The following is a 20,575-nucleotide window of genomic DNA, read 5'->3' on the forward strand; positions in this document are numbered from 1 at the left end:
TCGATAAGCGTGGATAATACGCATAATCCGCCGGAAGTGGTATCCGGCTTAGCCAAAAACAGAGACTGACATCATGGATATCGTATTTATCGAGCAACTCACCGTGTTCACCCACATTGGCGTTTACGACTGGGAGCAAGGCATGCTACTGAAATTGGTGCTCGATGTCGAAATGGCATGGGACAACCGTCAGGCCGCGGCCAGCGATGATGTGAATGATTGTCTGAGCTATGCCGATGTCACCGAAGCGATCCTCAATCACCTACAAGGCCGGCGTTTTGCCCTCGTCGAAAGGGTGGCGGAAGAAATCGCCGATCTGTTGATGAATCGTTTCAAAACGCCGGGAGTACGCATAAAGGTAGGTAAACCGGGGGCTATCGCCCAGGCTGCGAGCGTTGGCGTGCGTATTGAGCGCGGGACTATTCCGAAATAAATCTTCCGTGATTGCCATCACAATGAAACCAAACCAAATTATGGTGTGTCTCACTTGAGGCCGCTGCGCTGACCAATCGATCGTGCCTGAATTTCTTAAGGTTTCCTTCAGCGTAGCGCAGGCATAATTTCAGGCGGTAGCCCTTTGCGACCGCCTTTTTACTGTTTAAAACGGATAGAGGATAAATTTTGATGGCAGACATTCATCAGCTTTGGGTAGCTGCAATCCTGGGGATTGTAGAAGGCCTCACGGAATTCCTGCCGGTCTCTTCCACGGGCCACATGATTATTGTTGGCCACCTGCTGGGTTTTGAAGGCGAGACCGCCGAAACCTTCGAAGTGGTGATCCAGCTGGGATCGATTCTGGCTGTGGTGGTGATGTTTTGGCGCCGACTGTTTGGTTTAATCGGCATTCACTTTGGTGAGGTCAAACACGAAGGTGTAGGGACCGGAAGGTTAACGCTGATTCATATTCTGCTGGGTATGGTGCCAGCGGTGGTAATTGGTTTGCTGCTGCACGATCAAATCAAAACGTTGTTTAACCCGATTAACGTGATGTACGCGCTGGTTGTCGGCGGTGTGCTGCTGTTGGTGGCCGAGTATTTCAAACCAAAACAACCCAAAGCCGTTGGCGTGGATGACATTACCTATCGCCAGGCATTTATGATTGGCTGCTTCCAGTGTCTGGCGCTGTGGCCGGGCTTCTCTCGCTCGGGAGCGACAATTTCGGGCGGTATGCTGATGGGCGTAAGCCGTTATGCGGCGTCGGAATTCTCGTTCATTCTGGCGGTGCCGATGATGATTGGTGCAACCGGCCTTGATCTCTATAAGAGTCTGGGATTCCTGACGATGCAGGATCTCCCGATGTTTGCGGTAGGTTTCGTGACCGCTTTCATTGTGGCGCTGCTGGCAATCAAAGTGTTCCTGGAGCTGATTAAGCGTATCTCGTTCGTCTCTTTCGCCATCTACCGCTTCATTATCGCGGCCGTGGTTTACGCCATCTTTATGTAAGTTATCCTGCGCGGCCGGTTACGCTGGCCGCGCGTTAATCAATTCCGCCTGCAGTACCGCAATACGTCGACGCGTTAACTCTTCCCGTACTTCAGCCCCTTTAAAACCTGCCGCAACCACTTCTTTAGTGGGCACCGCTTGCGCTAGCGTAAATGCCAGGCGCAAATAATCGCCTTGCGGATAAGCCATGCTTTCCAGGCCGCTTCGGCCGCGCGCATCGGCTTCGCTGGTCAGTGCCATTTTCTCTACGCGATCGGGTTTGCGCCAGGCGTCTATACGATCAAACAACGCGATGAGCGCATCGGCCGGCTGACGTTCAATGGTGTGCACCACGTCGTGGAATTCTGTGACGACCAACGCCAAATCACGCACGTGATTCGGCACGCGCAGGCGTTGGCACAGCGCTTCAACGATGGGCACTCCCGCCAGGCCGTGACCATGATGGCTAGGCCATTTGTCCGCTGGCGTTAGCGCTTTGCCAACATCGTGAAAGAGCGTGGCGAAACGGACATCAAGCTGATCCGAGAGCGCGGCGGATAACGTCAGCGTCATCAACGCGTGTATGCCGGTATCAATTTCTGGGTGCCATTTGATTGGCGCAGGGATGCCGTAAAGGTTATCAATTTCCGGGAACAAGACGTGCAGCGCGCCACAATCACGCAGTACCTGGAAATAGACCTGCGGATTATGCGTCAGCAACGCTTTTTCCGTCTCTTTCCACACGCGTTCTGCCGTGAGATGAGCCAGTTCACCGCTGGCGGCCATTTCACGCATCAGCGCCAGGGTTTCATCCGCAATCCGGAAATTAAGGTGGGCAAAGCGGGCGGCGAAACGCGCCACGCGCAGCACTCGCAGCGGATCTTCATTAAAAGCGGCAGAAACATGGCGAAGCTGGCGCTGAGCCAGATCGCGCTGGCCACCGTAAGGATCGATTAGCTCACCACTTTCATCTTGTGCGATGGCATTGATGGTAAGATCGCGGCGCTGCAGATCCTGCTCCAGCGTGACGTCAGGCGCGAATTGCGTCACAAAACCGGTGTAACCATTGCCGCTTTTGCGCTCTGTTCGTGCCAGCGCGTACTCTTCACGGCTGCGCGGATGCAAAAAAACCGGAAAATCCCGGCCTACCTGCTGATATCCTTCCGCCAGCATGGTATCGGGTGTAGCGCCGACTACCACCCAATCTCTATCTTTTACCGGTAAACGCAGCAAGGCATCGCGCACTGCGCCACCGACCAGAAACGTCTTCACTCAACCACTCCAGAAGCAAATCAGAAATTGCGTGCACAACACGCTTGTTGCTTTATTGTTGCATACTTTGGCTAAAAATCGGGCACGACAAAAAGGGCATCTTACGATCCCCTTGAATAAAAGAACAAATCTACGTGGCGCGTTAGTTCATCCAGCGATCGTTTTTCTTGCGGCGCGGCACCATGTGCGGCAGCAGCAGACCCAGCAGTAAGCCCACGCCCAGCACGCCGCCGCCATACATAAACCACTGCATGATGATGGTGCGCTGTTTGTCATCCAGCTGCACATTAGCAGCGCTGACTTTCTTCTGCGCGACGATCAGCTCGTTCTTCAGCTTCTGATTCTCAGCTTTAAGGCCGTCAATGGTGCCGTCGCTGTTGGCGACTTTGTTTTGCATCTCGGAGGTGCGTTGGTTCCAGCTGTTATCGATGTTCGCCAGCTTCGCAGTCAGGTCTTTAACCTGCTGCTCCAGCTGCGGCACGCGAGTGCGCAGGCTGGGATTGGCGCTCAGCTGCGACAGTGGAATCCAGTTAGTTTTACCTTCTGCATCACGGATTTGGCCATATTGGGAATCACTGTTGGTTTGCAGTAAGGTGACTTCCTCTCCGGCGTTCAGCTTGCCAATCAGGCGATATTGATCGCCTGGGCCGCTGCGCACCCAAGTGGATAATTCATCGGAGATATAACGCTTTTCGTCAGCAGCATGGGCAGGTGTGATGGCGCTGAAAGCCAGCAAAGAAAGAGCAGCGAGTGTGATTTTTTTCATTCGATATCGTTTTTTCTTAATGGCGTAAAATTACCGGCACAGTCTGGAGACGCTTCTCATAAATCTGAATGAGAACTATCCTGGTCTCAATCTGGTGCGAAAAGGGTCGTAAAAGCACAAGAAAGCGGAGACAGCGGGCTTCCGGTGCATTACTCTTCGCCAGATTAAACTCGTAAGTGCCAGCAGCGTATTGAATAAAAAATTATGACCATTGAAATCGAATTAAAGTTCATTGCCACTCCGCAAGCCGCCGAAATACTGGCTGAAAAGCTTGCCGCCTGGCCACATCAGCATTTCGCCGCGCGCGATCTGACTAACATCTATTATGAAACCGACGACAACCAGCTGCGTCGCTGGGATATGGGCCTGCGCATTCGCGGCGTTGATCAACGTTATGAAATGACGCTGAAAGCCGCCGGTAAAACCGTGGGTGGCTTGCATCAGCGTCCGGAGTACAACGTTGATCTCACGGAGCCACAGCTGGATATTGCGCGTCTTCCCACTGAAATCTGGCCAGCAGGCACCGATATCACTGCGCTGCAATCGCAACTGCAACCGCTGTTTAGCACCCACTTCCAGCGTGAAACATGGCTGGTGGAGTTTGGCGGCAGTGAAATTGAAGTGGCGTTTGATCGCGGTGAGGTGACGGCGGGTGAGCTCAGTGAGCCGTTGTATGAAGTTGAGCTTGAGCTTAAAAGCGGGCAGCGCGATGACCTGCTGAAGTTTGCTGATGCTTTGATTGCGCTGGGTGGATTACGCCTCGGCAGCCTGAGCAAAGCGGCGCGCGGCTATCAGCTGGCGCAAGGCAATCTGCCTCGTCCAGTGCGTGCCCTGCCGTTGCAGAAAATCGCTGCCAAAGCGTCGGTGGAGCAGGGCATGATCAACGCCATGACCGCCGCGCTGACGCATTGGCAATATCATGAAGAAGTTTGGCTGCGCGGCAATAAAAATGCCAAAGCGTCGGTGATTGAAGCGCTGGAAACGCTGCGCCAGGCCTTTTCACTGTTTGGTGCTTTGGTCCCACGTAAGGCCAGCAGCGATCTGCGTCAGAAGTTGACCCGTCTTGAAGAGATGCTGGCTGATGAAGAGAACAATGCGGAAGCAGCCTGCTTCTCACTCACCTCCGTCGAAGCCCAGTTAGCGCTTACTCACTGGCTGGTTGAGTCTCAGTGGCAGAATTGGCTCGACGACAAGAGTCGCAGCAAATTGCAGGGATCCTTCAAACGCTTCAGCGATATTATGCTGAGCCGTATTGCAGCCGACCTCAGAGAAACCTTCGATGGCGTTCAGCTGTTCAATGAGTTTCAGGATAAGGCGACGCGCCTAAATCGTCAGCTGCTGGCGGTTAATTTGCTGGCGGGCGCCTATCCGGCCGAGGATGTTAATAGCTGGCTGGAAGGGTGGCAGGAGTTGCAGCATGCCATTCGGGAAAAGCAGGAGCGAGGCTTAATTCATCTGGCTAATCTCGCTATTCGGCCCGCGCCGTTCTGGCTCAATAGCGGAATCAAACGCTAACGAAAAATCCAATCAGGGAGAGACGATGTTGTTACCGTTACCAGCGCTGATGCAGGCGCAGTTGGCTAATGTGGCAGAGCGACTTGGTTTGCCACTCTCAGCGTTCACGCCAGAACAGGCTGGTGCGCTGACCTTTAGTGACTTTATCCTCGATAACCTGCAGCAGCATCCGGAATGGTGGCAGCATTTGCAGCAGCAAGCGCCCGCGCCAGATGAGTGGCAGCACTATGCCCGCTGGCTGAATGACGCGCTGCAAGCGGTTGATAACGAATCCTCCCTGATGCGCGAACTGCGTCTGTTCCGCCGGCATATGCTGGTGCGTATTGCCTGGATGCAGGCGCTGCAGCACTCCAACACGGAACAGAGCTTACAGCAGCTCAGCACGCTGGCGGAAATTCTGATTGCGGCAGCGCGCGATTGGGTATGGCAGGATTGCAGCCGTGATTTCGGCACCCCCTGCAATGACGCCGGAGAAGCCCAACCGATGCTGATCCTGGGTATGGGTAAACTGGGTGGCTGCGAGCTTAACTTCTCTTCTGATATCGACCTGATTTTTGCCTGGCCTGAAAACGGTGTCACGCACGGCGGACGGCGCGAACTCGACAATGCACAGTTCTTTACGCGCATGGGGCAGCGCCTGATCAAAGTGCTCGATCAGCCGACGGTAGATGGATTTGTCTATCGCGTGGATATGCGCCTGCGCCCGTTTGGTGACAGTGGTCCGCTGGTGCTGAGCTTTGCTGCACTGGAGGATTATTACCAGGAACAGGGGCGCGACTGGGAACGCTACGCGATGGTTAAAGCCCGGCTGATGGGCGATGACCGTGGCCACTGGAGCCAGGAATTGCAGCAAATGCTGCGCCCGTTTGTCTATCGGCGTTACATCGATTTCAGCGTGATCCAGTCGCTGCGTAACATGAAAGGTATGATTGCACGCGAAGTACGCCGACGGGGCTTGAAAGACAACATCAAACTCGGTGCGGGCGGTATCCGTGAAACAGAATTCATCGTTCAGGTATTCCAGCTGATTCGAGGAGGACGTGAGCGCTCACTACAATTACGATCCTTGCTGCCTACGCTCGAAGCGATTGGCGAACTGGCTCTACTTAGCCAGCAGCAGGTTGAACATCTGCGTGAAGCCTATCTTTTCCTGCGTCGCCTGGAAAACCTTCTGCAAAGTATTAATGACGAGCAGACGCAAACGCTGCCGGAAAACGAACTCGATCGCCAGCGCTTAGCCTGGGCAATGGGGGCGGTGGACTGGCATGCGCTGATGGTACAGCTTGAAGAGCACATGGCTGGCGTGCGCGCCATCTTTGATGAGTTGATTGGTGACGATGCGCCTGACGTTGACGATCAGCCACAGCTGGCTGAATTTGCCGGGCTATGGCAAGACACGCTGGAAGAGAACGACCTTATTCCGGTAGTGCCGCAGCTGAATGATGCGCAGCGTCACGCGCTTTACAATGCGCTAAACAATTTTCGCCAGGATGTGAGTCGCCGTACTATTGGCCCGCGCGGGCGTTTGGCGCTTGATCAGCTGATGCCGCGTCTGCTCAGTGAGGTTTGCCCACGCGAGGATGCGGATGTGCTGCTGAACCGCCTGACGCCGCTGCTGTTGGGCGTGTTGACGCGCAGTACCTATCTCGAGTTGTTAACCGAATATCATGGCGCGCTGCGCCATCTGATTCGCCTCTGCGCCGCATCACCGATGATTGCCAGCCAGCTGGCGCGTTATCCGCTGCTGCTGGATGAGCTGCTCGATCCGGCAACCCTTTATCAACCTACCGCTACCGATGCGTACCGCGATGAGTTGCGTCAGTATCTGCTGCGCATCCCCACCGATGACGAAGAGCAGCAGTTGGAAGCGCTGCGCCAGTTTAAGCAGGCGCAGCATCTGCGCATTGCCGCTGCTGATATTGCTGAAACGCTGCCGGTCATGAAAGTGAGCGATCACTTAACCTGGCTGGCGGAGGCGATAATTGAATCGGTGGTGCAGCAAGCCTGGCAAATGATGGTGCAACGTTATGGGCGTCCATCACATCTCACCAGCGATAGCGAACGGGGTTTCGCGGTGGTGGGCTATGGCAAGCTCGGTGGCTGGGAACTGGGTTATAGCTCCGATCTCGATTTGGTCTTCCTGCACGATTGCCCTGATGATGCGGAAACGGATGGTGAACGCGTCATTGATGGCCGCCAGTTCTATCTACGCCTGGCACAGCGCGTGATGCATCTGTTCAGCACGCGTACCTCCTCCGGCATTTTGTATGAGGTGGATGCGCGTCTGCGTCCTTCTGGCGCCGCAGGGATGCTGGTGAGCACCTTTGCCGCCTTCAACGAGTATCAGCGTAGCGAAGCCTGGACCTGGGAACATCAGGCATTAGTGCGCGCGCGTATTGTGTTCGGTGAGCCGGCGCTCTGCGAACGTTTTGATGATATCCGGCGCGGTATTCTCTGCCTGCCGCGAGAGCGCGATACGTTGCAGAAAGAAGTGCGCGAAATGCGCGAAAAAATGCGCGCGCATCTCAGCAATAAACATAAAGGCCGCTGGGAGATTAAGACCGATGAGGGCGGTATCACCGATATTGAATTCATCGCACAATACTTTGTCTTAGGCTACGCCGCTGCACAGCCCGCATTGACGCGCTGGTCGGATAACGTGCGCATATTTGAGCTGATGGCCCGGCATAACATCATGCCGGAAGATGAGGCACAGGCACTGACGCACGCCTACGTAACGCTGCGTGATGCGCTACATCATCTTGCGCTACAGGAATTACCGGGACATGTTGCGCCCGACGCCTTTGCCGCTGAGCGAGCGGTGGTAAACAGCAGCTGGCAGCGTTGGTTGAACGTTGCCGAATCAGATCGCGCGGGACAGTGAGCCATAGGGCTTCGAAACCCTGCAACTTAACGTAGGAAGGGTATATGGTATTATCCGCGCATAATTTTGACCGTAGTCTGGAGTCTTTGGAATGAAAGTAACACTGCCCACCTTTGGCAAGGCCACCGTGTTGGTCGTCGGCGACGTGATGTTGGACCGCTATTGGTATGGCCCAACTAGCCGTATTTCGCCGGAAGCGCCGGTACCGGTGGTAAAAGTGGATACCATTGAAGAGCGTCCGGGCGGTGCGGCTAACGTTGCGATGAACATTGCCGCGCTCGGTGCTGCGTCTCGCCTGATTGGTCTGACCGGTGCTGACGATGCCGCGCGAGTGTTAAGCGAAACGCTGCAGAAAGTGAAGGTTGACTGCGATTTTGTAGCAGTAAAAAGCCATCCGACCATTACCAAACTGCGCGTGTTATCCCGTAATCAGCAACTTATTCGCCTCGACTTCGAAGAAGGGTTTGAGGAAGTGGATCCGCAGCCGATTCACGATCGCATGCGTCAATCGCTGAAGCAGGCGGGTGCGCTGGTACTGTCAGACTACGCTAAAGGCGCGCTGAATAGCGTACAGACCATGATTCAGCTGGCGCGTGAAGCCAATGTGCCCGTGCTGATCGATCCAAAAGGCACGGATTTCGAACGTTATCGTGGTGCGACGCTGCTGACACCTAATTTGTCTGAGTTTGAAGCCGTGGTGGGTAAATGCAAAACCGTTGATGAGATTGTCAGCCGTGGTATGCAGCTGATTGCCGATTTCGAACTCTCCGCGCTGCTGGTTACCCGCTCAGAAAATGGAATGACGCTGCTCCAACCCGGTAAAGCGCCGCTGCATTTGCCCACGCAGGCGCAGGAAGTGTATGACGTCACCGGTGCCGGTGATACGGTGATTGGTGTGCTGGCGGCGGTATTGGCGGCGGGCGATAGCCTGGAGGAAGCCTGTTTCCTCGCCAATGCGGCGGCGGGTGTGGTGGTAGGCAAGTTGGGTACTTCCACCGTCAGCACCGTTGAGTTGGAGAACGCCATTCATGCTCGTCCGGAAAGCGGTTTTGGCGTGATGAATGAGTCAGAGTTGAAAGCCGCTGTGGCGCAGGCGCGCCAGCGCGGTGAAAAAGTGGTTATGACCAACGGAGTATTCGATATCCTGCATGCGGGCCATGTTTCCTATCTGGCCAATGCGCGTAAGTTAGGCGATCGCCTGATTGTGGCGGTAAATAGCGATGCTTCTACCAGGCGGCTGAAAGGCGAAACGCGTCCGGTGAATCCGCAGGAAAACCGCATGATTGTGCTGGGTGCGCTGGAAGCCGTTGATTGGGTAGTATTGTTTGAAGAAGATACGCCACAGCGTCTCATCGCTGAAGTCCTGCCCGATCTGCTGGTGAAAGGCGGCGATTACAAGCCGGAAGATATCGCGGGAAGCAAAGAAGTGTGGGCGAACGGCGGCGACGTGCGTGTGCTCAACTTTGAAGATGGTATTTCAACCAGCAACATCATCAAAACCATTCGCAGCCATTAAGCTTGAGCTGGCGGGAGAATCTCTCCCGCCAAATACATTACTGCGGAGTATCGATTTTGCCAGCCGGATCGGGCGTGATGATCGCTGGAGCCGGTGCCGCTGGGCTCTCACTTTCCAACTTCGCCAAACGCTGTTCCAGTGCGGCAAGTTTCTCACGTGTGCGCAGTAAAACCTGCGTCTGTACGTCGAACTCTTCACGATTGACCAAATCCATGCGCGTCAATTGCGCCTGCAAAACCTGACGGATTTTCTTTTCGACATCGTCGCCAAAATCACGAATACCTTTCGGCATAGCTTCATGTACCTGGCGAGCCAGTTGTTCAATTTTTTTCGTGTCGATCATGATGATTTCCTGATTACGGTGGCCGATAGCAGTGCGTGTTCGGACTTAATAGCTATTAAGTGTAATGCCTGAAACGAAAAGGTTAAACCTGAATTCCGCAACGCAGGAAATGCAAAAGCATTTGCACTTTTGTCGATTGCCCGACCAGATGATTGGCGTTATAGTTTATCCGCTTATTCTCAGGGCGGGGCGAAATTCCCCACCGGCGGTAAATCAGCGTCTGCTGAAAGCCCGCGAGCGCTATTACTGCAAAGTGATAGGTCAGCAGATCCGGTGTGATTCCGGAGCCGACGGTTAGAGTCCGGATGGGAGAGGGTAACGACATCTGCCGGGCTTTGCCCGCGCCACGTTATTGCCATGTGTTTTGTACGCACTCCTAAGCACGCCCTGGTTCTGGTAACTCATATTTTTATAAGGTTTTTTACCATGAATCAGACGCTTCTTTCTGAATTTGGCACGCCTGAACAGCGTGTAGAACGCGCCATTGATGCGCTGCGTAATGGTCGCGGTGTGATGGTGCTTGACGATGAAAATCGTGAAAACGAAGGCGATATGATTTTCGCTGCAGAAACCATGACCGTTGAACAGATGGCGTTAACTATCCGCCACGGTAGCGGCATTGTTTGTCTCTGTATCACTGAAGAGCATCGCAAACAGCTTGAACTGCCGATGATGGTTGAAGATAACACCAGCGCTTATGGCACCGGTTTTACTGTGACAATCGAAGCTGCAGCCGGCGTAACAACAGGCGTTTCTGCAGCCGATCGCATCACCACTATTCGTGCTGCGGTAGCGGATAGCGCTAAGCCTTCTGACTTAAATCGTCCTGGCCATGTTTTCCCGCTGCGTGCGCGTGAAGGCGGTGTGCTGACACGTGGTGGGCATACTGAAGCCACCATCGATCTGGTGACGTTGGCAGGATTCAAGCCTGCAGGCGTGCTGTGTGAATTGACCAACGATGATGGCAGCATGGCGCATGCGCCAGAAGCGATTGTGTTTGCTAAGCAACATGATATGCCAGTTGTCACCATCGAAGATCTGGTTGCATATCGCCGTCAGCGCGAGACGCGTCAGGCCAGCTAACTGGATGATGATAATAGAAAGGGCCGGAGACACTATCCGGCTTTTTTTATGCGTGCTCGTTTGGCGTAAAACACATGATTACCAATCACCACTGTGCGTTGGAACGTATGACGCCATGCCGGTTTAGCACCGTGTGCGTGAAAAAAGGTCGCTCCTTTCGTCACGTCTTTTAATTCCCCCTTTACGATCTTTTTCGCCAGCTTTCTGGCTTGCTGCCAGTTCTTGTCTTCTCTGGGCGGAGAACGATAAGGTTTTTTTCTGAGAGACGTCCAGGAGAACTGCTTCGGTGCGTACACCACAGGGCAGATCTCTTTGATCTCCCCCTTTGCGCGGTTCATGGTCAACGTACCTATGGCTATTTGTCCTTTAATCGGTTCACCACGCGCTTCATGGTAGATATTCATCGCCAGGCACAATATTGCCGCCTCAATTAACATAATGTTCCACCGCTCATGTTTGTTAAACCGAGTGGAGTGTAAGAATCAGATTTCGACGATGTAACAAGACCTGTCTGGCTCGCCGCTGCCTGCAAGCTATGTGCCTGATAACTGGAGATATCATTGGTAAGATTGCGACGAATCTTGCTTCAAAAAGAAAAGGGGAAGTAGTTAAGCTGGTCTGTTGACGTCAGGGGAAAAGCCATGGGCGTTTCAATGGAAAATTTGTTCAAATTAACTGATGAAGAACATCATGCTTATCAGCGTTAATCCGGCCATGAAAGCGCGTATCGTAGCGGTTAACAAAGCTACAATTCGCCAGAGGATTAATCATGAGCCACACCCGTATGCCCGCGCTGTTCCTTGGTCATGGCAGCCCAATGAACGTCCTGGAAGATAACCGTTATACCCAAGCCTGGCAGCATTTAGGTGCCACATTGCCGCGGCCGCGCGCTATTCTCGCCGTTTCGGCACATTGGTATACGCGGGGTACGGCCGTGACGGCGATGAAGGATCCACGCACCATCCATGACTTTGGCGGTTTCCCACAAGCGCTGTTTGATGTGCGCTACCCGGCGCCTGGATCGCCCGATTTAGCGCAGCAGGTGATTGATTTACTGACGCCGATTGCAGTCAAGGCCGATCAGGAGTGGGGATTTGATCATGGATCCTGGGGCGTGCTGGCAAAAATGTATCCAGCTGCCGATATTCCCGTTGTGCAGCTGAGTATCGACGGCACTAAACCCGCCGCATGGCACTACGAAGTGGGGCAAAGGCTAGCCTCGTTACGCGACGAAGGTGTGATGATCGTTGCTAGCGGTAACGTGGTACATAATCTGCGTATGCTGCGCTGGCAGGGAGCAGAAACCGCTTATCCCTGGGCAGAGAGTTTTAATCAGTTCGTACGTGAGAACCTGAGCTTCCAGGGCGAGGTGGCGGATCATCCTCTGGTGAATTTTATGCAACATCCAGATGCGCAGCAGTCAAACCCAACGCCGGAACACTATCTGCCGCTGCTGTATATTCTGGGCGCACGCGCCGCTGATGAAGCGATTACGCTCCCGGTGGAAGGGATGGAGATGGGCGCGATCAGTATGATGTCAGTGCAGGTTGGTTAACTATTCTGGCCGCCCGAGGATTGCGGGCGGCGCAGCTTTTACTCAATAAAAGTGTGCGGATAAAAGCGAGACAGATCCTGAGTGATCAAGGCACGATCTTCACGCAGGCCAATGCCGGCAGGTTGATCGTCAATCAGCCAGCTACCAATCAGCGTGTAGCTATCACCAAATTTAGGTAACTGATAGAACTGCTGAATAATCATGCCTTCTTCGCCATACGGGCCGTCGGCACGCGCGATCTCCTGACCATTTTCGATGATGCGAATATTGGCCCCTTCGCGCGAGAACAGCGGTTTCACCACATATTTATCCATCTGTGGCGCGTTTTTGTCATCTGCAAAATAGGCGGGCAGCAGGTTAGGATGGTTAGGGAACATCTCCCACAGCAGCGGCAGCAGCGCCTTATTGGATATAATGCTTTTCCACGCAGGCTCCAGCCAACGGACACCGGCATCCGCGAGCTTGGTTGAGAACACTTCGCGCAGCATGAATTCCCACGGATAGAGTTTAAATAGGTTGCTGATAACCTGATCGTTTACATCGGTAAACTGGCCTCTTTCGCCTAACCCAATTTCATCAATATAGAGAAATTCACTCGGCAGCCCGGCTTCGGTAGCGCAGTCCTGCAGATATTGCACCGTAGCGCGATCTTCTTCGGTGTCACGGCAACAGGAAAAGTGCAGCCAGTTAAAACCGTGTTGCTGATGCAGTGTGGCAAAGCGATCAATCAACTTCTCTTGCAGACTGTTGAATTGGTCACTGCCGTGCGGCAGATTGCCCGCTTTAACTTGATCTTCTAGCCAGATCCACTGAAAGAATGCCGCTTCATACAGCGAGGTTGGCGTATCGGCATTATTTTCCAGGAGTTTGGCATCACCTTTACCATCCCATGCCAGATCGAGGCGCGAATAAAGTGAAGGCTGGCGTAGCTTCCAGGACTCACGCACAAAATCCCATGTGTGCTTAGGAATGCAGAAACGGGTGAGTAGCGCCTCGCTATTCACCACCTTTTCCACGGCCTGTAAACACATCTGATGCAGTTCGGCGGTGGTCTCTTCCAGCTGTTCAACCTGCGCTAGCGTGAACTGATAGTAAGCATCTTCACACCAGTACGGCTCGCCATACATGGTGTGAAACTGGAAGCCATACTCCGCTGCTTTTTCACGCCAGTCTGGGCGCTCGCTGATTGCAATACGTTGCATGCTGCGGCTTAGCCTCCCAGCGAACGGCTGCTGGTGCCGGAGGCACTGCTGCGCTGCATGGTGTTTTGTTTTGCCACGCTGTCACCGAAACCGCCGCGGGTAATGGTGGAGGTGGTTGCCGGTTTAGGTGCCATGGCGGTTTTTGGCACGTTCATTGTGCGGCCTGAGGTGGCATTACCGTAATTTTTACCCGCTGCATCAACAAATTTGCCGTTTGCTGGGCTATTTGGATTCTTCGGTGAGAAGAGCGGTTGCTGGGCAAAGCCTGCGCCGCCGCCCATCATCCGACCCATCATGTAACCGGCCATTAACGGCATCCAGAAGCTGCCGCTTTGCTGTGCTTCCGCGTTATTCGCGGTGGTACCAACGCCTGCCTGCGCTGGCGTTTGCTGGCACTGATTTTCACCAAACTCTGCAACGCAATCCTCACGCGTGGCATATTTTGGCGCGGTACGTTCGGCTTCTTTCAAGGCGTTGTTGTACGCAGTGGTACATTGCGCGCTCTCGCCTGGATTGGCTTTTGCACAATCATCCGCGTTTTGGTAGAGGGAAACCGTTTCGTCACTCTGTTCGCAGCCTGCCAGCATAAACACTGCGCTAACGGCAAATGCAACCGGCGTTAAGTGGCGTGCCTGCCAGCTTTTACGGAAAGCGGCGTGGCGAATATTTTTCGTCCGTTTCATTATCTTTATCCTGTGCCCAAAGGTGGGGGTTAGGATAGGGGATGAGTGGTGGAAAATGAAGCGTGACGCCAGAGGGAGAGGGGATCTTTACGTTGTTATACGATTGAATGCGAAAGGGGCCGCAAGCGACCCCTTTATAAATCAATTACCGAAGGGATTTCCACTGCTGCGGGCGGCAGCGGGACGCGCTCGTGCGGCGCTTGAAGGCGCTGTCGTCTGCGGACCGTTATCCACGCGGGCGGCTTGCTGGTTGTTTTCCGGTGCAACAACTTCGGGTGCTGTCGTCACCTCTTTGCCGAGTGAACTGTTCAGCTGTTGCAGATCCTGCTCGTTCAGCGTACCCAGCGCATATTTAATATTCAGCTGGTTAATGAGGTAGCTGTAACGTGCGTCAGAAAGCTGCTGTTTAGCGTTGAACAGCGTGGTGGTGGCATCCAACACATCCACGATCGTCCGCGTACCCACCTGATAGCCTGCTTCCATCGCATCAAGTGAACTCTGCGCAGAGACAACCGCCTGCTTGTAGGCATCGATGCTACTGATAGACGCATTCACGTTGTTGAATGAGGAACGGACGGTTTGCACCGCGCTACGGTGCGCGCCTTCCAGCTGCTCGCTAGCGGCAACATAATTGTACTGCGCCTGTTTCACCTGTGAAGTCACAGAACCACCGCTGTACAGCGGCATGGTGAAGCTCAGGCCAACCTGGTTAGAACCGGTAATTGAGTCGGTGCTGCTTGCGCTCTGGTTCGCGCGGCTGCCGCCATATTTGCTGTTAGACATACCGGTTGAGGCCGTCAAATCCAGCGTTGGCATGTGGCCGGTTTCCGCTGAACGAATCTGCTCACGTGCCAGATCCTGGCTCAGACGTGCAGAAAGCAAGTTCAGGTTACGGCTTTCAGCTTGTTTCAGCAGCGCAGCAACGGCATCGGGACGCGCCGTTTTAAAACGATCGATATTCAGTGAAGCCAGTGACAGATAATCCATGCCGGTAATCTGGCGCAGCGATTCCACGGCGTTATCGAGGTTGTTGCGGGCAGTGACTTCGTTAGCCAGTACGCTGTCATATTGCGCGCGGGCGTTTTGAACGTCAGTGATCGCCACCAGCCCAACGTTGAAGCGCTGGGTGGTTTGATCCAATTCGCGGTAGATCGATTGTTTCTGTGCTTCAGTGTAAGAAAGCGTATCGATCGCCTTCAACACGTTGAAATAGGCAGTTGCACTGTTCAGAATCAGGTCTTGCTGGGCAACCTGATAAGTGACGTCCTGGATACCAGCCGCTTTTTCCTGCAGTGACAGCGCGCGCCATTTCGACATGTCGAAAATAGTTTGAGTTAATTGCAGAGACGCGCTGGTCGTGTTGGAATGAAGTCCGCTGCTGTCGCGGTAGCCATTGTTATAAGTATAATCTGCGCCCAAGCCTAGCTGCGGCAATAAAGGACTACGCGCTTCATTGATCTTTTCAAATGCAGCGTCGCGATCCGCAGCGGAAGCACGCAGATCGGGGTTGCTAAGGCGCGCCTGCTGATAGACCTGCAACAGGTTTTCTGCCTGGCTGGCCAGGCTGAATCCGCCCAGGCTCAGTCCAATAAAAAGTGGGAGCAGTTTTTTCATTTGCATTCCTTTTGTTGCAGCAAATTGCACTGGTAGCGCTGCAGGTAAGCCAAAAAAATAATCGCCGATTCTACAGAGGCGGCGTCAGAGATAAGTTGGCTGAACGTGCCTTCTTCCCCTAATTTACGCAATTAATTCAAAAAGAACCACTCGGACGGAGCGGCGGGCTTGGCTTTTCTTTGCTCCACCCCAATCTGCATAAGGAATCAGACGATGGTAAGTGAAAAAAAATCCCCTGTGACTTTCACAAAAAACGATGTAGAAATTATTGCACGCGAAACGCGTTACGATGGTTTTTTTTCCATCGTGAGTTACCGTTTTCGTCACCGCCGTTTTAATGGCGAAATGAGTGGTGAAGTGGTACGCGAAGTTTTTGAGCGCGGTCACGCTGCCGTGCTGCTACCCTATGATCCCTTACGTGACGAAGTGGTGCTGATCGAACAAATCCGCATCCCGGCTTATGATTCCAGCCCAACGCCCTGGCTGCTGGAAATGGTGGCCGGCATTATCGAAACCGGTGAAACACCGGAAGATGTCGCGCGCCGTGAGGCCGTAGAAGAGGCCGGCCTCAAGGTTGGTCGCGTCAAACCGATAGTGAATTACTTAGCCAGCCCGGGCGGAACGTCTGAACGTTTGTCGGTGCTGGTGGGCGAAGTGGATGCCAGCCTGGCAGAGGGAAATCACGGGCTGGAGGAAGAGAATGAGGATATTCTTGTGCATGTGGTAAGCCGTGAACAGGCCTATCGCTGGGTGGAAGAGGGGATTATTGATAACGCAGCATCTGTCATCGCCTTGCAATGGCTGGCGTTGCACCATGAAAAACTACGAGAAGAGTGGAAGCTAAAATGAAACAGCGCTACACCCCTGACTTTCCCGAAATGATGCGTCTGTGCGAAACCAATTTCGCTCAGCTGCGCCGCCTGCTGCCGCGTAATGACGAAGCAGGCGCATCGGTGATTTATCAGGTGAACGGCGCCAGTTATCAGCTCACCATAGAAGAATCAACGCGCTACACCACGCTGGTTGAAGTGCGCCAGGTGGCGCCGGCGGTGAGCTACTGGAGCCTGCCATCCATGTCCGTGCGGCTCTATCATGATGCGATGGTCGCTGAAGTGTGTTCCACTAAACAGATCTACCGTTTTAAAGCGCGCTATGATTATCCTAATAAAAAACTGCATCAGCGCGATGAAAAACATCAGATTAACCAGTTCCTTGCGGATTGGCTGCGCTACTGCCTGGCGCACGGCGCTGTGGCCGTACCGGTCTGCTGATAGCGTAAAAAGCAACGATGGCGTGGAGATTAAGGAAACGCTTTGGATAGCCTGCTAACTCTTCCTGCGGTAGATGGGTCTGATATCAGGATTTTACAAATCACGGATACCCATCTTTTTGCTGGAAAACATCAATCGCTACTTGGGGTGAATACCTGGTCGAGTTTTGATGCCGTGCTGGACGCCATTGAGGCACAGCAGCATAACTATGATCTGATTATCGCCACAGGCGATCTCGCTCAGGATCACACCGTTGAAGCTTACCAACACTTTGTAGCGGGCATTTCACGCCTGCCAAAGCCTTGCGTCTGGCTGCCGGGTAATCACGATTTTCAGCCAGCGATGGTGGATACCTTAGCTGATGCCGGCATTAAGTCAGACAAGCATGTCTTATTAGGCGATCACTGGCAGCTGGTACTGCTGGATAGCCAGGTGTTTGGCGTGCCGCACGGCATGTTGAGTGAATATCAACTGGAGTGGCTGGATAGCGCTCTGCGCAAATATCCGGAGCGTCATACGCTGGTGCTGCTGCACCATCATCCACTCGCTTCCGGCTGTACCTGGTTAGATCAGCACAGTTTACGCAATCCTCATCAGCTGGAAGCGGTGTTGCAACACTTCCCGCGTGCGCGAAATCTGGTGTGCGGTCATATTCATCAGGAACTCGATCTCGATTGGCATGGCCGTCGCGTGCTGGCTTCGCCGTCAACCTGCGTACAGTTCAAACCTCACTGCACCAACTTCACCATTGATACGCTCGCCCCTGGCTGGCGCTGGTTTACCTTGCAACCGGACGGCACGCTGGAAACCGAAGTGAACCGCTTGCAAAGTGACATGTTCCGCCCCGACCTTGATTCTGAGGGCTACTAAGCGATGGCGGCGCTGATCTATCTGCATGGATTCAACAGTTCACCGCAATCGGCGAAAGCCACCCAGCTGCAACAATGGCTCAGCGAGCGGCATCCGCAGCTTCAGGTTATGGTGCCACAGCTGCCGGCTTTCCCGGCGGAAGCAGCCAGTATGCTGGAAGATCTGGTGATGCAATATGCGGGTGAACCGCTGGGGTTGGTAGGATCGTCGCTCGGCGGTTATTTTGCTACCTGGCTGTCGCAGTGTTTTATGTTGCCCGCGGTGGTGGTCAATCCCGCCGTGCGCCCGTTTGAGCTGCTGGTGGATTATCTGGGCGAAAATCGTAATCCCTACACCGGCCAGCAATATGTGTTAGAGTCTCGCCACATTTACGATCTGAAAGTCATGCAGATTGACCCTCTTGAAGCGCCCGATTTACTTTGGTTGCTGCAACAAACCGGCGATGAAATACTCGACTATCGCCAGGCGCTGGAGTATTACAGCGCATGCCGCCAGACGGTTGAAGAGGGCGGCAATCATGCCTATATCGGATTCGAACGCCATTTCGCACAAATTATTGATTTTCTGGGATTAAACGCTCAGTAATTCCGCGAGGTGGGGCCATTTTCTTATTGCTAATCAGACATTTACGATGAGCCAATCAAGCTATAATGCCGATGCCATTGAGGTCCTGACCGGCCTTGAACCGGTGCGTCGTCGCCCGGGGATGTACACCGATACCACGCGCCCGAACCATCTAGGCCAGGAAGTGATCGATAACAGCGTCGATGAGGCGCTGGCGGGTCATGCTAAACGCGTGGAAGTGATTCTTCATGCCGATCAGTCGCTGGAAGTGATTGATGACGGGCGTGGCATGCCGGTGGATATCCATCCCGAAGAGGGCGTGCCTGCGGTTGAGCTGATTCTTTGTCGGCTGCATGCGGGCGGCAAATTCTCCAATAAAAACTATCAGTTCTCCGGCGGTCTACACGGCGTGGGGATCTCGGTGGTTAACGCCTTATCTAAGCGGGTCGAAGTCACCGTGCGCCGCAACGGCGAAATCTACCAGATCGCCTTTGAAAATGGCGACAAAGTACAGGATCTTACGGTTACCGGCACCGTTGGCAAACGTAACACCGGCACCAGCGTGCATTTCTGGCCAGATGCCAGCTTCTTCGATAGCCCGCGCTTCTCAGTTTCCCGCTTATCGCATCTGTTAAAAGCCAAAGCCGTGTTGTGCCCAGGCGTGGAGATTGTCTTTAAAGACAAGGTTAACGACACCGAACAGACGTGGATGTATCAGGATGGTTTGACTGACTACCTCTGCGAAGCGGTCGATGGCCTGCCAACGCTGCCGGAAAAACCGTTCGTCGGCAGCTTTGCTGGCGATGTTGAAGCGGTAGATTGGGCGCTGCTGTGGCTGCCGGAAGGCGGTGAACTGCTGACAGAAAGCTACGTTAACCTGATCCCGACCATGCAAGGCGGCACGCACGTCAACGGCTTACGTCAGGGTTTGCTGGATGCGATGCGCGAGTTTTGTGAATTCCGCAATATTCTGCCGCGCGGCGTAAAGCTCTCAGCGGAAGATATCTGGGATCGCTGCGCTTACGTGCTGTCGGTGAAGATGCAGGATCCACAATTTGCCGGTCAGACTAAAGAACGCTTGTCGTCACGTCAGTGTGCGGCGTTTGTCTCAGCCGTAGTGAAAGATGCCTTTAGCCTGTGGCTGAACCAGAACGTGCAGGCAGCTGAAATGCTGGCCGAGCTGGCGATCTCCAGCGCCCAGCGCCGTATGCGTGCAGCGAAGAAGGTCGTGCGTAAAAAACTCACCAGCGGGCCGGCATTGCCCGGCAAACTAGCGGACTGCACCGCGCAGGATCTGAACAAGACGGAATTGTTCCTCGTGGAAGGGGATTCCGCCGGCGGATCGGCCAAACAGGCGCGCGATCGTGAATATCAGGCGATCATGCCGCTGAAAGGTAAGATCCTCAATACCTGGGAAGTCTCTTCAGATGAAGTGCTGGCCTCGCAGGAAGTGCATGATATCTCTGTGGCGATCGGTATCGATCCCGACAGTGACGATCTGAGCCAGCTGCGTTACGGCAAGATCTGTATCCTTGCGGATGCGGACTCGGATGGTTTACACATTGCGACCTTGCTGTGTGCGCTGTTTGTGAAGCATTTCCGCTCGCTGGTGCAGCACGGCCACGTGTATGTGGCGATGCCACCGCTCTATCGCATCGATCTCGGCAAGGAAGTCTATTACGCGCTGGACGAGGATGAGAAAGAGGGCGTGCTTGAGCAGCTGAAGCGCAAGAAAGGCAAGCCAAATGTGCAGCGCTTTAAAGGCCTCGGTGAAATGAACCCCCTGCAACTGCGTGAAACCACGCTCGACCCTAACACGCGTCGTCTGGTCCAGCTGACGGTGAGCGATGATGATGTGGAGCAAACGCTACGCGTTATGGATATGTTGCTGGCGAAGAAACGTTCGGAAGACCGCCGCAACTGGCTGCAAGAGAAAGGCGATTTAGCCGACCTCGAAGTCTAACAATAAGGGGCGCTGCGGCGTCCTTTATTATTTTGCTATTCGCCGGGGAAGG

At 53.9% G+C, this 20,575-nt stretch carries 19 protein-coding genes and 1 riboswitch; of the genes, 12 read left to right on the forward strand and 7 right to left on the reverse strand.

What is annotated here, in order from left to right; genetic code table 11:
- Positions 1-73: 73 nt before the first annotated feature.
- A complete protein-coding gene (folB, locus tag ACIP6T_RS18340) occupies positions 74-433 on the forward strand; it encodes a bifunctional dihydroneopterin aldolase/7,8-dihydroneopterin epimerase (protein WP_097095972.1) in 360 nt (119 codons plus the stop codon).
- 191 nt (positions 434-624) lie between these two features.
- Positions 625-1,443, forward strand: coding sequence for an undecaprenyl-diphosphate phosphatase (bacA, locus tag ACIP6T_RS18345; protein ID WP_097095973.1), 819 nt, complete (start codon positions 625-627; stop codon positions 1,441-1,443).
- Between the two features lie 18 nt (positions 1,444-1,461).
- Here bacA and ACIP6T_RS18350 read toward each other — a convergent pair whose 3' ends face one another.
- On the reverse strand, positions 1,462-2,694 hold the full coding sequence (locus tag ACIP6T_RS18350; RefSeq protein WP_345828248.1) for a multifunctional CCA addition/repair protein: 1,233 nt from the start codon (positions 2,692-2,694) through the stop codon (positions 1,462-1,464).
- 142 nt (positions 2,695-2,836) lie between these two features.
- Complete coding sequence (locus ACIP6T_RS18355; protein ID WP_097095975.1) at positions 2,837-3,460, reverse strand: TIGR04211 family SH3 domain-containing protein; 624 nt, start codon at positions 3,458-3,460, stop codon at positions 2,837-2,839.
- Positions 3,461-3,664: 204 nt separating this feature from the next.
- Between ACIP6T_RS18355 and ACIP6T_RS18360 the strand changes: the two genes are divergently transcribed.
- The 3 genes from ACIP6T_RS18360 to hldE all read left to right on the forward strand — a co-directional run bounded on the left by ACIP6T_RS18360 (position 3,665) and on the right by hldE (position 9,375).
- On the forward strand, positions 3,665-4,975 hold the full coding sequence (locus ACIP6T_RS18360) for an inorganic triphosphatase (protein WP_400458302.1): 1,311 nt from the start codon (positions 3,665-3,667) through the stop codon (positions 4,973-4,975).
- 25 nt (positions 4,976-5,000) lie between these two features.
- Complete coding sequence (glnE, locus tag ACIP6T_RS18365) at positions 5,001-7,859, forward strand: bifunctional [glutamate--ammonia ligase]-adenylyl-L-tyrosine phosphorylase/[glutamate--ammonia-ligase] adenylyltransferase (protein WP_400458303.1); 2,859 nt, start codon at positions 5,001-5,003, stop codon at positions 7,857-7,859.
- 91 nt (positions 7,860-7,950) lie between these two features.
- Complete coding sequence (hldE, locus tag ACIP6T_RS18370) at positions 7,951-9,375, forward strand: bifunctional D-glycero-beta-D-manno-heptose-7-phosphate kinase/D-glycero-beta-D-manno-heptose 1-phosphate adenylyltransferase HldE (RefSeq protein WP_400458304.1); 1,425 nt, start codon at positions 7,951-7,953, stop codon at positions 9,373-9,375.
- A 37-nt stretch (positions 9,376-9,412) separates the two neighbouring features.
- Here hldE and ACIP6T_RS18375 read toward each other — a convergent pair whose 3' ends face one another.
- Positions 9,413-9,718 (reverse strand): accessory factor UbiK family protein, encoded by a 306-nt coding sequence (locus tag ACIP6T_RS18375; protein ID WP_008103418.1) that lies wholly within the window; start codon positions 9,716-9,718, stop codon positions 9,413-9,415.
- Between the two features lie 171 nt (positions 9,719-9,889).
- A riboswitch (FMN riboswitch) is annotated at positions 9,890-10,039 on the forward strand.
- A gap of 105 nt (positions 10,040-10,144) precedes the next feature.
- Here ACIP6T_RS18375 and ribB point away from each other — a divergent pair.
- A complete protein-coding gene (ribB, locus tag ACIP6T_RS18380; protein WP_400458305.1) occupies positions 10,145-10,801 on the forward strand; it encodes a 3,4-dihydroxy-2-butanone-4-phosphate synthase in 657 nt (218 codons plus the stop codon).
- Between the two features lie 32 nt (positions 10,802-10,833).
- Here the strand turns inward: ribB and ACIP6T_RS18385 are convergent, their stop codons facing one another.
- A complete protein-coding gene (locus ACIP6T_RS18385; protein ID WP_345828253.1) occupies positions 10,834-11,238 on the reverse strand; it encodes a cell wall hydrolase in 405 nt (134 codons plus the stop codon).
- 332 nt (positions 11,239-11,570) lie between these two features.
- Here ACIP6T_RS18385 and ygiD point away from each other — a divergent pair, with 332 nt between their 5' ends.
- Entirely contained in the window at positions 11,571-12,356 is a 786-nt protein-coding gene (gene ygiD, locus ACIP6T_RS18390; RefSeq protein ID WP_400458306.1) for a 4,5-DOPA dioxygenase extradiol, read from the forward strand.
- Positions 12,357-12,394: 38 nt separating this feature from the next.
- Here the strand turns inward: ygiD and ACIP6T_RS18395 are convergent, their stop codons facing one another.
- The 3 genes from ACIP6T_RS18395 to tolC all read right to left on the reverse strand — a co-directional run bounded on the left by ACIP6T_RS18395 (position 12,395) and on the right by tolC (position 15,855).
- Positions 12,395-13,558 carry a glutathionylspermidine synthase family protein gene (locus ACIP6T_RS18395; protein ID WP_345828256.1) on the reverse strand — a complete coding sequence of 388 codons (1,164 nt, stop codon included), beginning with the start codon at positions 13,556-13,558 and terminating at the stop codon, positions 12,395-12,397.
- Between the two features lie 8 nt (positions 13,559-13,566).
- Positions 13,567-14,241: a DUF1190 family protein gene (locus ACIP6T_RS18400; RefSeq protein ID WP_345828258.1), complete on the reverse strand. Its 675-nt coding sequence runs from the start codon at positions 14,239-14,241 to the stop codon at positions 13,567-13,569.
- Positions 14,242-14,382: 141 nt separating this feature from the next.
- Positions 14,383-15,855 carry an outer membrane channel protein TolC gene (tolC, locus tag ACIP6T_RS18405; protein ID WP_097095984.1) on the reverse strand — a complete coding sequence of 491 codons (1,473 nt, stop codon included), beginning with the start codon at positions 15,853-15,855 and terminating at the stop codon, positions 14,383-14,385.
- Between the two features lie 213 nt (positions 15,856-16,068).
- Between tolC and nudF the strand changes: the two genes are divergently transcribed.
- The 5 genes from nudF to parE are packed head-to-tail and all read left to right on the forward strand — an operon-like array spanning position 16,069 to position 20,523.
- Positions 16,069-16,704, forward strand: coding sequence for an ADP-ribose diphosphatase (nudF, locus tag ACIP6T_RS18410; RefSeq protein WP_097095985.1), 636 nt, complete (start codon positions 16,069-16,071; stop codon positions 16,702-16,704).
- Positions 16,701-17,126, forward strand: coding sequence for a DUF1249 family protein (locus ACIP6T_RS18415; RefSeq protein ID WP_008103400.1), 426 nt, complete (start codon positions 16,701-16,703; stop codon positions 17,124-17,126). Before nudF ends, ACIP6T_RS18415 begins: the two co-directional genes overlap by 4 nt.
- A gap of 42 nt (positions 17,127-17,168) precedes the next feature.
- On the forward strand, positions 17,169-17,996 hold the full coding sequence (cpdA, locus tag ACIP6T_RS18420) for a 3',5'-cyclic-AMP phosphodiesterase (RefSeq protein ID WP_345828260.1): 828 nt from the start codon (positions 17,169-17,171) through the stop codon (positions 17,994-17,996).
- A 3-nt stretch (positions 17,997-17,999) separates the two neighbouring features.
- Positions 18,000-18,581 (forward strand): esterase YqiA, encoded by a 582-nt coding sequence (gene yqiA / locus ACIP6T_RS18425; protein ID WP_097095987.1) that lies wholly within the window; start codon positions 18,000-18,002, stop codon positions 18,579-18,581.
- A 46-nt stretch (positions 18,582-18,627) separates the two neighbouring features.
- Positions 18,628-20,523, forward strand: coding sequence for a DNA topoisomerase IV subunit B (gene parE, locus ACIP6T_RS18430; RefSeq protein WP_345828261.1), 1,896 nt, complete (start codon positions 18,628-18,630; stop codon positions 20,521-20,523).
- Positions 20,524-20,575: the final 52 nt, after the last annotated feature.

Origin of the sequence: Pantoea sp. NPDC088449, from assembly GCF_044753225.1 — a bacterium.
In the GTDB taxonomy this organism is placed as follows: Bacteria; Pseudomonadota; Gammaproteobacteria; order Enterobacterales; family Enterobacteriaceae; genus Pantoea; species Pantoea floridensis.